Here is a 13,543-nt window from a genome sequence, read left to right as displayed (position 1 = left end):
ATACCCCGCACGAGTAACTTAACTACTACCCAAACTTAAATCTTAGCTACCCGCCTTATGAAAACGAATGAAAATAATGAAAAATTAAGCGATCCATCCAGCCCATTACCTGCCGCAGAACCCCCGCATCAGTTATTGAATTTAAAACACAAATCACCTAAAAACTGGGCCGCCGGTGCTCCGGCCGTCAAGCATTCGGTGGAGCAGCTGGTAAAAAATGATTCGGTGCTGCGGGGCGGAAAAGCGTTGTTTGCCATGAATCAGTTTGGCGGCTTCGATTGCCCCAGCTGTGCCTGGCCCGATCCCGACGATGAGCGTTCGCGATTGGGCGAATACTGCGAAAGCGGAGCTAAAGCACTGGCCGAGGAAGCTACTTCCAAGAAGATCGGGGCAGATTTTTTCAGAGAAAATTCGGTATACGACTTGTCTAAACGGTCTGATTATGAAATTAGTCAGTTGGGTCGAATCGCGGAACCGATGTATTTGCCCCAGGGTGGAACGCATTACCAGCCCATCAGCTGGGAAGGGGCCTTCGCTAAAATTGCTGAAAAGTTAAACGGCCTGGCTTCGCCCAATGAAGCCATCTTCTATACGTCGGGAAGAACGAGTAACGAGGCGACCTGGGTGTATCAGTTATTCGCCCGCGAGTTCGGTACCAATAACTTCCCGGACTGCTCCAATATGTGTCACGAAACCTCCGGCTACGCCCTGACCCGGTGCATTGGTATTGGCAAAGGGACGGTGAAGCTGGAAGATTTCTATGACTCCGAACTCATCATTATTATCGGACAAAATCCGGGTACCAACTCTCCGCGGATGCTTTCGGCATTAGCCCGAGGGAAGAAAAATGGAGCGAAGATTATGGCCATCAATCCGCTTCCGGAAGCCGGGTTAATGGGTTTCAAAGATCCGCAAAGTCCGAGTGCCCTGCTCAGGAAACCGCTCGAATTATCGGATCTGTATCTTCCGGTTAAAATCAACGGAGACATGGCCCTGCTGAAAGCCCTGCAAATCCTATTGCTGGAAGAAGAAGCCAAAAATCCCGGAAAAGTACTCGATCATGAATTCATCGCGAACGAAACGGCGGGTTTTGACGCCCTGGTGGAGGAGTTAAAGCAGTATGATTTAAATTTTCTTTCGGAAGCCTGTGGCGTTTCGGTTGAAAAACTGAGCGAAGCGGCCCAAATGATTGCCGCCCGAAAACGAATCCTGATTGCCTGGGGAATGGGAATCACGCAGCAGCACAATGGCGTGGAAATGATCTACAACATCGTGAATCTGTTGCTAATGAAAGGCAGTATCGGAATCAAAGGGGGAGGGGTGTGTCCCGTGCGTGGTCATAGCAATGTGCAGGGCAACCGAACCTTACTGATCAATCACCATCCGACTAAAGAACAACTGGATAAATTGGAGTCCTTTTACGGATTTAACGTTCCCAGAGCGGGTGGTTACGATGTGGTGAAGGCCCTGAAAGCCATGCACGAGGAGAAGGTGAAATTTATGTTCTGCATGGGCGGAAATTTCCTATCCGCCGCTCCCGATACTACCTATTCCGCCGAAGCGATGCGAAAGCTGGAAATGTCCGTAATCGTTTCCATCAAGCTCAATCGTAATCACTTGGTTCACGGCAAAGAAGCCTTGATCCTTCCGGTTATTTCCAGAAGTGAAAAAGACCTAGTAAATGGCGAACTGCAACACGTGAGTACGGAAAACTCAATGGGCGTAATCGAGTGGTCACGTGGCGTACTGGAACCCATTTCGGAACACCTGATTAATGAAACGCACGTGGCCTGCCGAATGGCGAAAGCGGTTTTGGGTGAACGTTCCGTGATTGATTGGGATCGTTTCATGAACAGCTATGACGCCATTCGTGATGATGTCGAGCAGTGTATTCCGGGCTTTGAAAAGTATAATGAACGCGTCGTGCAGAAGGGTGGGTTTTATCTGCCGAATTCAGCCAGAGATGGTAAATTCAATAGCGAACCATATCCCGGAAAAGCAGCGTTTAACGTAACCCCAATTCCGGATAATACGCTGGCCGACGACGAATATCTGATGGGAACGACTCGAACCCACGATCAATTCAATACCGTTATTTATGGTTTAGACGATCGGTACCGCGGGATTTTCAATGAACGGAGAGTGGTGATGATGAACGAAAAAGATATGGCGAAAGCCGGACTTAAAGAAGGCGATAAGGTGGATTTGTTCAATTATGATGATGGAATCGAGCGGGTTGCTCCGTTATTTATCGTTGTAAAATATTCGATTCCGCAAAAAAGTACGATGACGTATTTCCCGGAAGCCAATGTCTTGGTATCGATTAATAATGTGGTGAAAGGGGCAAATATGCCGGCATCCAAGTATGTTAAGATTAAGATTCGTAGGCATAAGCCTGAACTGGATAAGACGGTAGGTTAATAGGTGCTAGTAGTGGCAGGTGCTATGTGTTAAATCTGTACCTAGGTATGGGTTTAACACATAGGCACCTGTTCGTTTAAGCGTTAATGAGACACTTGAAATTATAGTTTATCACTTGCTTCACTTACAGATTAAAATTTTCCCGGATACATGCTTGGGCTATGATTGATTTAAATCGCGAATATCTTTCAAAGAACTTTGAATTGCAAAGTAAATGCGTTTACCTTTACGGCGATAAGTAGCAAGCGGGGTAGTGATCTGGTTTACCATAAACTAAAAGAAGTTGGAGAGGTATATGGATCAGATCCATCCAGACTTATGCCCATGTAGCCAGGGTGTATTAGAAAGAGAAGCGATTAGCCAAAGGGTTTACGAGGCTGGAACGAATGAACCGGGAAGCTAAAAACGTATACCATGTTCCGTTTAGAAGTGGTGGCATGTAGTCTAACGGGTTAATCTACTATTTGTTACTAAAGTTGTTTCAGAATAGATAGAATTTCAGCGTTAAATTATGTTTATAAAGCAACTAGGATTCATCTGCAATTCAGGTTATAGTGGATTACCTTTATAAAAAATAATCCACATTTTCTGATAATGAACGTTTTATTGAATTATCCCTATCGGTATGCAAACATTTTTCATTGCCACAGCAACTGTTATGTTTTTTTTAGTTCCCTTGAGTATTCTTTCTCTTTTTGGTATTCCTGTATATAGTTTAATCCATCACTTGTTGAAGAAACGCATTGAAAATAAGACGAATAGAAGGCTAATGCTTTGGTTGTTGACGATTTTATCTACGCCTGTATTTTTTGTAAGTTGTATTGTCTTTTTTTTTTATGGTTACAAGTTATTATCCTAAACACGCCTTTACAGAAAATAGGTGGGCTACAGAAAAAGAGACGCGTTATGAGATGGAAGATGATCTTATCAATAACAAATTATTGGTCGGAAAAACAAAAGCGGAGGTTGTTCAAATAGTAGGACTAGAGGGAAATGAATTAAAGAGCGATTCCTGGAGATATTTTATGGGAAAAAAACCAGGTTTCACTTTTGAATCATCCCAGATAGAAGTAAACTATAAAGATGGAAAAGTGGAAACGGTTGGCAGGATGAAACCTACGGATTAATGAGCTTAAGTCACATAGGAAATCTCAGTTTACGTTAAGTGTCAAGTGAAGCAGTATAGGCAGGGCATTCTTATAAAAAATCATCAGTTGTTTCGAAAGAGGTCTTTCCTAGCTACGAAGATAGACAGGCAAAATTATCAGATACTAGTTCATACATTGCTAAAATTTAACTATACAATGAAAAAATAGTACAGAGAATAGGGTGGAGTGGGGCTGAATTTTGCGGCTCAAACAAAACCTGAGTTTCATGAAAGCATTAACCATTACTTCTCTCCTTGCTTTATCGCTGGTTTCCAGTTCCTGTACCGACCACGTAAATCCGGAAGAACCTGCAAAACTCTTAGCTTTTCCCGGAGCGGAAGGTTTTGGCCGCTATGCCACTGGAGGCCGGGGCGGTAAGGTGGTAGAAGTCACCAACCTCAACGATAGTGGTGCGGGAAGCTTTCGGGAGGCTCTGCGGGCTTTTCCTGGTGAGCCGATCACCATTGTGTTTCGGGTTGGAGGGACGATTGAACTTCAGTCTGAGATTAAAGTAACCCGATCCAACTTTACCGTTGCCGGCCAAACGGCTCCCGGCGATGGCATTTGTCTGAAAGGGCATTCGTTTATTCTCAACGGAGCCCGGGCGGCCAGCCAGGGCGGCAATCACGGAAACATCATCATTCGCTACCTGCGTTCGCGTCCGGGGGGCGATAATCCCAAAGGTATTTATGGGTTCGACATGGAGAATTGTCATAACGTCATTGTGGATCACTGCTCGTTTAGCTGGGCCAACGAAGAGTGTGCGGCGATGTATGACACGAAAAACGTTACCGTACAATGGAGTATCGTCAGTGAAGGCCTGTACAACGCCGGTCACGCCAAGGGAACGCGATCGTACGGAGGGGTGTGGGGCGGTCAGTACGCCTCGTATCATCACAACCTGATTGCTCATCAGAACAGCCGTACGATACGCTTCAATGGAGCCCGGGCTCATGATACTACCGCAGTGGTTGATTACCGGAACAACGTAATCTACAACTGGGGGAATAACAATGCCTGTGCGGGAGGGAGCGTCAATATTCCGGGTGGAAAATCGGAGATCAACATGGTCAACAACTATTACAAACCCGGCCCTGCGGCACCCAATACCATTAAGTTTATGCGTTGCGATTATGACGTGAATGGTCAGTATGGGGTGGGAAGATGGCACTTGTCGGGAAATATCATGGAAGGACGGGCCGATCTGACCAATGACAATTGGCTGGGACTGGATGCGGCTCCTATTCCCGAAGCCGAACGTCCGAAAATCAAGTCAACCACTGCCTTTGCCGTGGCCGACATCAAACAGGAATCGGCTACTCAGGCGTTTGAATCGGTGTTACTGAAAGCGGGGGCTACGTTGCCCAAACGCGATGTCGTCGATAGTCGGGTTGTGAATGAAACCCGCTCAGGTTCGGCTTCGGGCTCGGGTAGTTTTGGCAAACCTGGTATCATTGATCATCCCAATGCGGTAGGCGGCTGGCCCGTGTACGCTACTGCCGCGGCCCCCTTAGACTCCGATCAAGACGGAATGCCCGATCGCTGGGAGGAAGCGAATGGCCTGAATCCTAACAATGCGGAGGATCGCAATACAATTCATAAGAGCGGATATACCATGCTGGAAGTCTATCTGAATACGCTGTAGTGTAGCCAGGTAGGTACAAAATAAAAAGCCGATCAGTACTGATCGGCTTTTTTAGTAGCGGGAACAGGACTCGAACCTGTGACCTTTGGGTTATGAGCCCAACGAGCTGCCAACTGCTCCATCCCGCGGTGTTTTGTGATACAAAGGTAAACACTTTTTCTCGAATAGCTAATTTATTTTTACTATTTATGAAAATACTTTTTCTATGAGCGGGTTTGAATGGGTTATAGTACATGCGGAAGGCGTAAAATGTACTATCATATTTTGAAGCGGTAGGAAGAATATGTAAATGAAAATCAAGGTATTGCCTGATTGAGCACAGATAGACTTAATCCTCAATCTGTGTTGTAGAGTCTTTACTTGGATTAAAATACCAAGGTTACAGGATGGGTCGAGCCTATGGCTCTTATTAATTGGGTTGAGAGATAAAGAGGCATCAAGAAAAGTAAGTTCCTATAAAAAAGTCCAAACAGGAGCCGTAGGCTCGAACCATCCTGTAGGGTAGGGTTTCAACCCTACGTCCTTTTTATCAGCATTTTAACGCCCTTTCTCCACATCTAAAGACAAAACATACCAAGACCAAATCCCACTCCTGACGCTCCTCCCTTCCAACTAGCCTTCAATCAAAATTTCCAATACCCCTTCCAACCCCCCTTTCCCAACCGATACATTAGCCCTCTCAACCCTATGATTAGGGCTAATACCTATCATCAAGTCTACCTGCATTTGGTCTTTGCTGTAAAATATCGGCAGGCAATGTTACACAACGACTGGCGGAAGGAAGTTTTTGCAGTAATCGGCAACCTGATCAACGAATCTGGTTGCCGAACGATTCTGGTAAATGGGGTAGCCGATCATGTCCATGGCCTGATAAGTCTGAAGCCAGTCGTATCGATCTCCGAGTTAATGAAAACCGTCAAGGCCAAATTTTCTAAATACATCAATGACCAGCAACTGACGCCGGAGCGTTTTGAGTGGCAGCGGGGCTATGGCGTCTTTTCTTACAGCCATTCACAAATCGCGAGCGTTTATCATTACATCCAGAACCAGGAAAAGCACCACGCTACGCAGACGTTTCAGGACGAATACCGAAGCTTACTGGAAAAATTTCAGATTGAATTCAATGAAGCGTACGGGTTTCAAAACTTAATGAATTCATAACTGAATGTCTTGTTCTGCCAAGTGATAGAAGTGGTAACTTTGAATCCTCTCTGCATCTCCGATGCCCTCTAGTCCTGACAGGTAAAACGATTTTCTGATTTATGAAAGCTATTTTAGCGGACCGCAGTTTTCGCATTTCCATTCTGGTGACGCTTCTTTTTCTGGGTACGGGCATTGCGTTTCTGTTCCTGGGTCTGGTTAACTATGGTTGGGTTTTATTTATTCTACTACCCCTCGTCCTGGGAATTTCCATCGGGGCTATGCCTAACAAGAAGTATCTGCTCTGGGGAGCGATTGGTACAACCGTGATCGTGCTGCTGGCCCTGTATATACCCGGCTTATCCGGATTGCTTTGTATTGTCATGACCCTGCCCCTGATCGTACCCCTGATCTTCTTCGGTTACGTACTTTCGCATCTGGTGAAACGGTATGATCAGATGAAAAGTACCGATCGGGTATCGGTTCTGTTGCTTCCCCTGATTCCGTTCCTGATTGCCGCCCCTGCGGAACATTTTCTGAATACTGACAAAGAAGCCATTATTGAAGTACGGACGGAGCAAGTCTTTCCTTACACGCCCGAACAGGTATACGACGCCATCAAATCCGTCGATACGCTGGATGCTGAAAAGCCCTTTCTGATGCATTTTGATTTACCGATTCCCGTGAAATGTGTCCTGGAAAAAGAAGCAGTCGGGGGCCTGCGGACCTGTTATTTCAAAGGTGGCAAACTTAGTAATTCCGACTTTGGTGGCGGAACCATCGTCGAGAAAATTACCGAACTGAAACGAGGTAAAGTGCTGAAAATGGATGTTATCGACTATAACCTCATTGGCCGGAAATGGCTGGGTTTCAAAGAAGCCATCTATTACTTCGACGCCGTAGAGGGTAAGGCCTGTAAACTAACCCGCATTACCACCTATACGTCCGTACTGACGCCCCGCTGGTATTGGGAGCCCCTGGAAAAACTTGGCATCCGTCAGGAGCATGATTACGTATTTGCCAACCTCACGAAAGACCTCAGACGTTAGTAAAGTCAGACAACTCTGGCCAGACCTGTCTGGTGCTCAGGGTTAAGAAATCTCGCATACAATCCGTTCACTCGTAAAGTGAAATTATATGTAGATACAGATAGTTTTCAAAAGATCTAAACCTTTCTGCTGGTAAGAGGGTTATTTAGTAAGTACAATTACTATAATGATATGAAAAAGCTAGAAAACAAAGTAATCGTCATAACGGGTGCAGGCATGGGTTTAGGCTTGGCTACCGCCCTGGAAGCGGCCAAAGAAGGAGCCATCCTATCGTTAGTGGATTATAATGCTGAGGCGTTGGAAAAGGCCCAGCAGCAGATTAAAAAGAGCTATCCGGAAGCGAAAGTGCTGACCGTCGTAGCGGACGTTTCCAGCGAAGAAGCGGTGAAGAATTACGTCGAGGAAACCGTAAATGCATACGGTCGAATCGACGGTTTTTATAACAATGCAGGTATTGAGGGGCGTCAGGCTTCACTGACGGATTACGATCTGAACGTATTCCAGAAGGTGATCGACATCAACCTGATGGGTGCGTATTATGGGCTACGTTACATCATTCCGGTCATGCAAACGCAGGAGTACGGACGCATTGTGAACGTGGCTTCCGTCGGAGGTATTCGGGGTGTGATGAACCAAACGCCCTACGTTGCTACCAAACACGCCGTCAGTGGCATCACCAAGAATGCGGCACTCGAATACGGTCGGTTCGGTATCCTGACCAACGCCATCGCTCCGGGAGCTATCCTGACGCCGATGGTGGCCGAGGCTTTCAATCAGATCAATCCCGAAGATCCGAAAAAGGCCGAAGCCGAATACGCATCGTTTAACCCCACCAAACGGCTGGGTCAGCCCGAAGAGGTAGCGAAACTGGTTGTTTTTCTGTTAAGCGAAGATTGTGGCTATGTGAATGGTCAAACCATCGCCATTGATGGTGGTCAGTCGAATGCTTACGGTTTCGTATAGCGGATATAGTTCATAAGGTAATGCGTGGAATTCCACACCGTTAAACTCCCGTCAACCAGCGTTGGCGGGAGTTTTTGCTTGGTAGCCATCTTAAACTATAGATAGTATGTATTCACTACTTTCATATAAGGATATGTATGGTCTTTGTTGAAAAGACGAAATTTAATTTTATTTTAATATATAAACTTAATATAAGATTTTTCGAATAACTTATTTGACAAATTTTTATTTACCTGCAAGTGAACCTAGTTTTAGGGCTCTTTCGTACTCCCTTACCACTATTAATTCACTCGCTCTATGAGTAAATCTCTACTCAGCTTTCTGTTCCTAGTTCTGACAGGAAGCTTTCTCTATGCACAAACTACTGTAAAAGGGGTCGTGACTTCTTCGCAGGAAGGCGTACCCTTACCGGGTGTCAGCGTAGCCGTAAAGGGCACCACTACCGGAACCGTTACCAATGCCGAAGGACGTTATACGTTGATTGTCCCCAGAGGGCAAACCGTTCTGGTCTTCAGTAACATTGGTTTTACCAGGTCCGAAATCGACATTACTAACAAAACCACGGTTGATGTCATCTTACAGGAAGAATCGCAGGTACTCAATGAAGTAATGGTCGTGGGTTACGGTACCGTCAGTAAGGAAACACACGTCGGATCGTCCGCTCAGGTAAAAGCCATCGACATTGCCAAGCGACCCGTATCCAATGCACTCAACGCACTGGTGGGAGCGGCTCCGGGCGTTCAGACCATCCAGTCGGGCGGGGCTCCGGGTTCGGCACCTGCCATTCGCGTTCGGGGATTCGGTTCCATTTCGGCCTCCAACTCGGCCTTGTACGTGGTAGATGGTGTGCCTTTCAACATGAATACCAGCAGTCTCAATCCGGATGATATTGAGTCCATTAACGTACTCAAAGACGCCTCTACAACAGCCATCTACGGATCAAGGGGAGCCAACGGGGTAATCCTGATTACGACCAAAAAAGGAAAGAATAACCGTAACAATCTGAACTTCAACGCATCCGTAGGAACCATTTCCCGGGGCTTACCCGAATACGAAACCGTTTCGGCTCAGGAATACTATCCCCTGATGTGGGAAGTTCAGCGGAATACGCTGCAATACGGTTCGCTGAGAATTCCACAAGAAGTAGCCGGAAGCATTGCCGCTGGTCAGACTACTCAATATCTGGGAAGAAACTATACGGGCATCTACGATCTGTTGAAGTACAATCCCTTCAATGTGGCGAATAATCAGATTGTTGATGCGAATGGGGTATTGAATCCCAATGCCCAGTTGCTGTATCCCGAAGATCTGAACTGGGTTAAAGCCATTCAGCGGGGTGGACAGAGTCGTCAGAATTACAACATCTCCTACGACGGAGGAGCGAATAAATCCGATTACTTCGCCTCGGTTGGGTATACGAAAGAACAAGGCTATTTGCTGAAATCTGATTTTGAGCGTTTTACGGCTCGCGTTAATATGAATACGCAGCCGACCCAATGGTTCAAAACGGGTCTCAACCTGAACGGAAGCTACAGTCGGTCCAATACCGATGCTGGTACGGGTGGAACGTCTTTCATTAATCCCTTCTACATCACCCGTTTCATGGGGCCGATCTACCCGGTCTACAAACATGATCCGGCCACGGGAGCGTATGTGCTGGATAAAGACGGCAACAAAGTATACGATATGGGCGACAGTCGTCCTTTCTCCAGTGGCCGTCACGCCGTCTGGGAAAATGAGCTGAATGACCGAAAAGAAGAAACGGGCATTATCGGTGGCCGGGCCTATGCCACGATCAACATTTTGCCCAGTTTAAAAGCTACGTCCAACATCAGCTTCGATTTGCAGGATCGCCACCGTCGTACCTAAGACAACCCCATTATTGGCGATGGTGCTCCGGCGGGCCGTTCGTACCACTACCTGTACCGGACCATGAGCAGTACGTTCAATCAGTTGCTGGAATACGATAAATCCTTCGGTAAGCACAACCTGAATGTACTGGGCGGCCACGAAAGTTATACATACAAATATAACTACATGGTCGGAGCCCGGGCGGGGATCATCGTCGATGGTATTACGGAATTGCCCAACTTCGCCACGGTACTCAACGTTTCCTCGCGGGAAGATAACTACGGGATTGAAAGTTACTTTGCCCGGGCCAGCTACGATTTCGACAAGAAATACGTACTGAATGCGTCGATCCGGCGGGATGGGAACTCCAAGTTTTACAAAGACGTACGCTGGGCTACGTTCTGGTCGTTGGGAGCGGCTTACAACATCGAAAAAGAGGACTTCCTGAAGAATATCAACTGGTTGAGTATGCTGAAACTGCGGGCCTCGTACGGCGTGGTCGGTAACGAAGACCTCGGCGATCTCGGCTATTATCCCTACCAGGGTTTGTATGAATTGGCCCGTAACAACAACGCCGAGCCGGGTTTTACGCAGGCTTCCATTGCCAACTACCAGCTGACCTGGGAGACGGCCAAGAACTTCGACGTTGGCATTGACTTCAGCGTACTACGGAACCGGGTGTCGGGTAGCGTGGAGTTTTTCAACCGGGCTACCGACGGACTGATCTTTAGCGTACCCCTGGCCCTGGCGAATGGCGGTACGACCAGTGGAGAGTTTGAAGTAAACCGCAACATCGGTAGTTTATACAACCGGGGCGTTGAACTTCAACTGACGGGCGAGGTGGTTCGGACGCAGGATTTCCGCTACGCCGTAACGCTCAACCTAACGTCCTTCAAGAACAAAATTACCAAGATGCCCGAAAGTCAGCCCCTGATTCAGACGGGTACCAAAGCGTACAGCGTGGGTCATTCCATCTATGATTTCTACATGCGGGAATTCCACGGGATTGATTCGGAAACGGGTTTAGCGATGTACAAAACCAACACCCTGACGACCAACGCAAAAATCGTGGGTGCGGATACGCTGACGCGAGTGATTTCAGAAGCCAACTACCGCTATACCGGCTTTTCGTCGATTCCCAAGTTCTATGGTTCCATGAATCATAACCTGTCCTACAAAGGCATTTCGCTGAGTTTTGTACTGACGTTCCAGGTGGGAGGTAAAGTGTATGACAACGCGTATCGTCAGTTGATGCACGGCGGCACGTACGGCACGGCTCTGCACAAAGATGCGTTCAAACGCTGGCAGAAAGCCGGTGACGTAACGGATGTACCTCGTTTCGATAACGGCGATGTGGCGAACCTGACCGGCGAAAGCACCCGCTTCCTGACGGATGCGTCCTTCCTCCAGCTCAACAACATTACCCTTAGTTACACGCTGCCCGTGAGCTGGTTATCAGGTATTGGAGCCAAATCGGCCAGTCTGTATTTCGCGGGAGAAAACCTGGCTCTGTTCTCGACCCGTCGCGGTATGAACGTAACGGGCTCGTTCAACGGAACGGTTGACAATACCTACAACTTTAACCGCGTATTGTCCATCGGAGCCCGCCTGGGATTTTAGTAAACCACTTAACAGAAGCATTGAATCATGAAAAATATAGTGAAAAGTGGAATGATGGGCGTACTGGCACTGAGCTTGTTAGCCTCCTGTAATAAAGATTTTCTGGAAAAAAAACCCACCGATCAGGTACTGACGGACGACGCGTTTACCTCGACGAAGAATGCCTGGGCGGCTCTCAACGGGATTCACCGGATTCTGTATTCCCAAATCTTTGGTACGCAGGTACAGGGGGGACAGTCGGGAAATATGATGTATATGGACATTATGGGAGAGGACGTCGTGTTTCCCAATGCCTCCAACAATGGTTTGCTGAATGAGTACCGCTGGATCAACCACCGAAATCCGTCAAGTAGCAGTTCCTTCTACAACTACACATTTTACTACGTCATCATTGGCAACGTAAACATGCTGCTGGCTGGTATCGATAACGCCGAAGGTCCGGAAGCCGATAAAAAAGCCATCAAGGCGGAGGCATTGACGTACCGGGCCTGGGCGTATTTTCAGGCGGTGCAGTTGTACGGGGAACGTTACGTAGCCGGACAGCCGAACAGTGGTCTGGGCATTCCGCTGGTATTAGAACCCAAAACGACGCCGACGCCCCGGAATACGGTAGCGGAAGTATACACCCAGATTCACAAGGACCTGACGGAAGCGATTGGACTGTTCGATGGCTATACCCGCACCAACAAATCGCACTTTGACATTAACGTAGCGAAAGGCATCAAGGCTCGCGTAGCACTGACCCAGCAGGATTACGCGACGGCGGCTCAGTTTGCGAAAGAGGCTCGGGCCCGGTTTACGCTCATGACGAATGAAGATTATCTGTCGGGTTTTAACAACTACAGCAATCCAGAGTGGATGTGGTCTTCCCGCATTGTGGCCGATCAGACGAATTATTTCTATTCGTTTTTCGCGTACATGTCCAATAATTACAACTCAACGGCTATCCGTTCGGCCCCGAAACTGATTTTTTCGGCCTTGTACGACAAAATTTCCGCAACGGATATTCGCAAAAAACTCTGGGATCCCACGGGCAGGAATACGGCAGAATTCCCCCTGCCTGCTTCCAACTTTCAGCGGTATGCCTATCATTCCAGGAAATTCCGCGTAGCAGACCAATCCCTGAGTATCGGAGACGTTCCCTACATGCGGGTGGCAGAGATGTATCTGATTGAAGCCGAAGCCCTGGCCCGGCAGGGGAAAAATGCCGAGGCGGCGGATGTACTGTACCCCCTGGCCGTTAATCGCGATCCGCAATACGTGAAATCCACGAAAACGGGTGATGCTCTGATTGAAGAAATCATGACGCAACGCCGGATGGAGCTTTGGGGGGAAGGCTTCCGTTTTTACGATTTGAAACGCACCAATGCTCCCCTGAACCGGAACGGTGGAAACCACAATGCGGCTTATAACAACGGCGTATTCGAGGTGCCCGCCGGAGACATTCGCTGGCAGTTTCTGATTCCGCAGGATGAGATCAACAACTCCAACGGGGTTGTCGTACAGAATCCCCAATAAGTAAAGCTTTTTTGAGGCAAAAACCCCGTAAGCTTTCACTTACGGGGTTTTGCGTATCTAAATCAAAGGTTTCGATAAACGGATGTTATTTTCAATAAGCTCAACCCTTGATAACTAATAACTCGTAAAAACCTATCCTTGCTGATAAGCCCCCGCAAATTCTTTGGCGAAGTCTTCCAGTTTCACGG

The 13,543-nt window shown here is 47.5% G+C and carries 9 protein-coding genes and 1 tRNA gene; 9 read left to right on the top strand and 1 reads right to left on the bottom strand.

What is annotated here, in order from left to right; all coding sequences use genetic code 11:
* Positions 1-57: 57 nt before the first annotated feature.
* The 3 genes from BWI97_RS21225 (at position 58) to BWI97_RS21215 (ending at position 5,214) form a co-directional block, all read left to right on the top strand.
* The gene (locus BWI97_RS21225) at positions 58-2,421 is read left to right on the top strand and encodes an FdhF/YdeP family oxidoreductase (protein ID WP_102202704.1); all 2,364 of its coding nucleotides are present in this window, start codon (positions 58-60) and stop codon (positions 2,419-2,421) included.
* Between the two features lie 836 nt (positions 2,422-3,257).
* The gene (locus BWI97_RS21220) at positions 3,258-3,548 is read left to right on the top strand and encodes a hypothetical protein (protein ID WP_146010997.1); all 291 of its coding nucleotides are present in this window, start codon (positions 3,258-3,260) and stop codon (positions 3,546-3,548) included.
* A 247-nt stretch (positions 3,549-3,795) separates the two neighbouring features.
* Positions 3,796-5,214, top strand: a complete 1,419-nt coding sequence (locus tag BWI97_RS21215; RefSeq protein ID WP_102202702.1) for a polysaccharide lyase family 1 protein — start codon at positions 3,796-3,798, stop codon at positions 5,212-5,214.
* A gap of 55 nt (positions 5,215-5,269) precedes the next feature.
* Here BWI97_RS21215 and BWI97_RS21210 read toward each other — a convergent pair.
* Positions 5,270-5,342 (bottom strand) — tRNA-Met (locus BWI97_RS21210).
* A gap of 559 nt (positions 5,343-5,901) precedes the next feature.
* On the opposite strand from BWI97_RS21210, the gene tnpA reads away from it, so the two are divergent.
* The 6 genes from tnpA to BWI97_RS21180 all read left to right on the top strand — a co-directional run bounded on the left by tnpA (position 5,902) and on the right by BWI97_RS21180 (position 13,355).
* A complete protein-coding gene (gene tnpA / locus BWI97_RS21205) occupies positions 5,902-6,375 on the top strand; it encodes an IS200/IS605 family transposase (RefSeq protein ID WP_094814211.1) in 474 nt (157 codons plus the stop codon).
* Positions 6,376-6,476: 101 nt separating this feature from the next.
* Complete coding sequence (locus BWI97_RS21200) at positions 6,477-7,403, top strand: polyketide cyclase (RefSeq protein WP_102202701.1); 927 nt, start codon at positions 6,477-6,479, stop codon at positions 7,401-7,403.
* Positions 7,404-7,574: 171 nt separating this feature from the next.
* Positions 7,575-8,366: an SDR family oxidoreductase gene (locus tag BWI97_RS21195; RefSeq protein ID WP_102202700.1), complete on the top strand. Its 792-nt coding sequence runs from the start codon at positions 7,575-7,577 to the stop codon at positions 8,364-8,366.
* Positions 8,367-8,663: 297 nt separating this feature from the next.
* Positions 8,664-10,235, top strand: coding sequence for a SusC/RagA family TonB-linked outer membrane protein (locus BWI97_RS21190; RefSeq protein WP_102202699.1), 1,572 nt, complete (start codon positions 8,664-8,666; stop codon positions 10,233-10,235).
* A 9-nt stretch (positions 10,236-10,244) separates the two neighbouring features.
* Positions 10,245-11,837, top strand: a complete 1,593-nt coding sequence (locus BWI97_RS21185; protein WP_369826629.1) for a TonB-dependent receptor domain-containing protein — start codon at positions 10,245-10,247, stop codon at positions 11,835-11,837.
* Between the two features lie 27 nt (positions 11,838-11,864).
* Positions 11,865-13,355 (top strand): RagB/SusD family nutrient uptake outer membrane protein, encoded by a 1,491-nt coding sequence (locus BWI97_RS21180; protein WP_102202697.1) that lies wholly within the window; start codon positions 11,865-11,867, stop codon positions 13,353-13,355.
* Positions 13,356-13,543: the final 188 nt, after the last annotated feature.

Source organism: Siphonobacter sp. BAB-5405 (assembly GCF_002872335.1).
In the GTDB taxonomy this organism is placed as follows: Bacteria; Bacteroidota; Bacteroidia; order Cytophagales; family Spirosomataceae; genus Siphonobacter.
This window is presented reverse-complemented; position numbering and strand designations above follow the sequence as displayed.

Bases quoted from the DNA above. Each gene is read 5' to 3' on its own strand.
- BWI97_RS21225 (WP_102202704.1), top strand. From the start codon at position 58: ATGAAAACGAATGAAAATAATGAAAAATTAAGCGATCCATCCAGCCCA.
- BWI97_RS21220 (WP_146010997.1), top strand. From the start codon at position 3,258: ATGGTTACAAGTTATTATCCTAAACACGCCTTTACAGAAAATAGGTGG.
- BWI97_RS21215 (WP_102202702.1), top strand. From the start codon at position 3,796: ATGAAAGCATTAACCATTACTTCTCTCCTTGCTTTATCGCTGGTTTCC.
- tnpA (WP_094814211.1), top strand. From the start codon at position 5,902: ATGATTAGGGCTAATACCTATCATCAAGTCTACCTGCATTTGGTCTTT.
- BWI97_RS21200 (WP_102202701.1), top strand. From the start codon at position 6,477: ATGAAAGCTATTTTAGCGGACCGCAGTTTTCGCATTTCCATTCTGGTG.
- BWI97_RS21195 (WP_102202700.1), top strand. From the start codon at position 7,575: ATGAAAAAGCTAGAAAACAAAGTAATCGTCATAACGGGTGCAGGCATG.
- BWI97_RS21190 (WP_102202699.1), top strand. From the start codon at position 8,664: ATGAGTAAATCTCTACTCAGCTTTCTGTTCCTAGTTCTGACAGGAAGC.
- BWI97_RS21180 (WP_102202697.1), top strand. From the start codon at position 11,865: ATGAAAAATATAGTGAAAAGTGGAATGATGGGCGTACTGGCACTGAGC.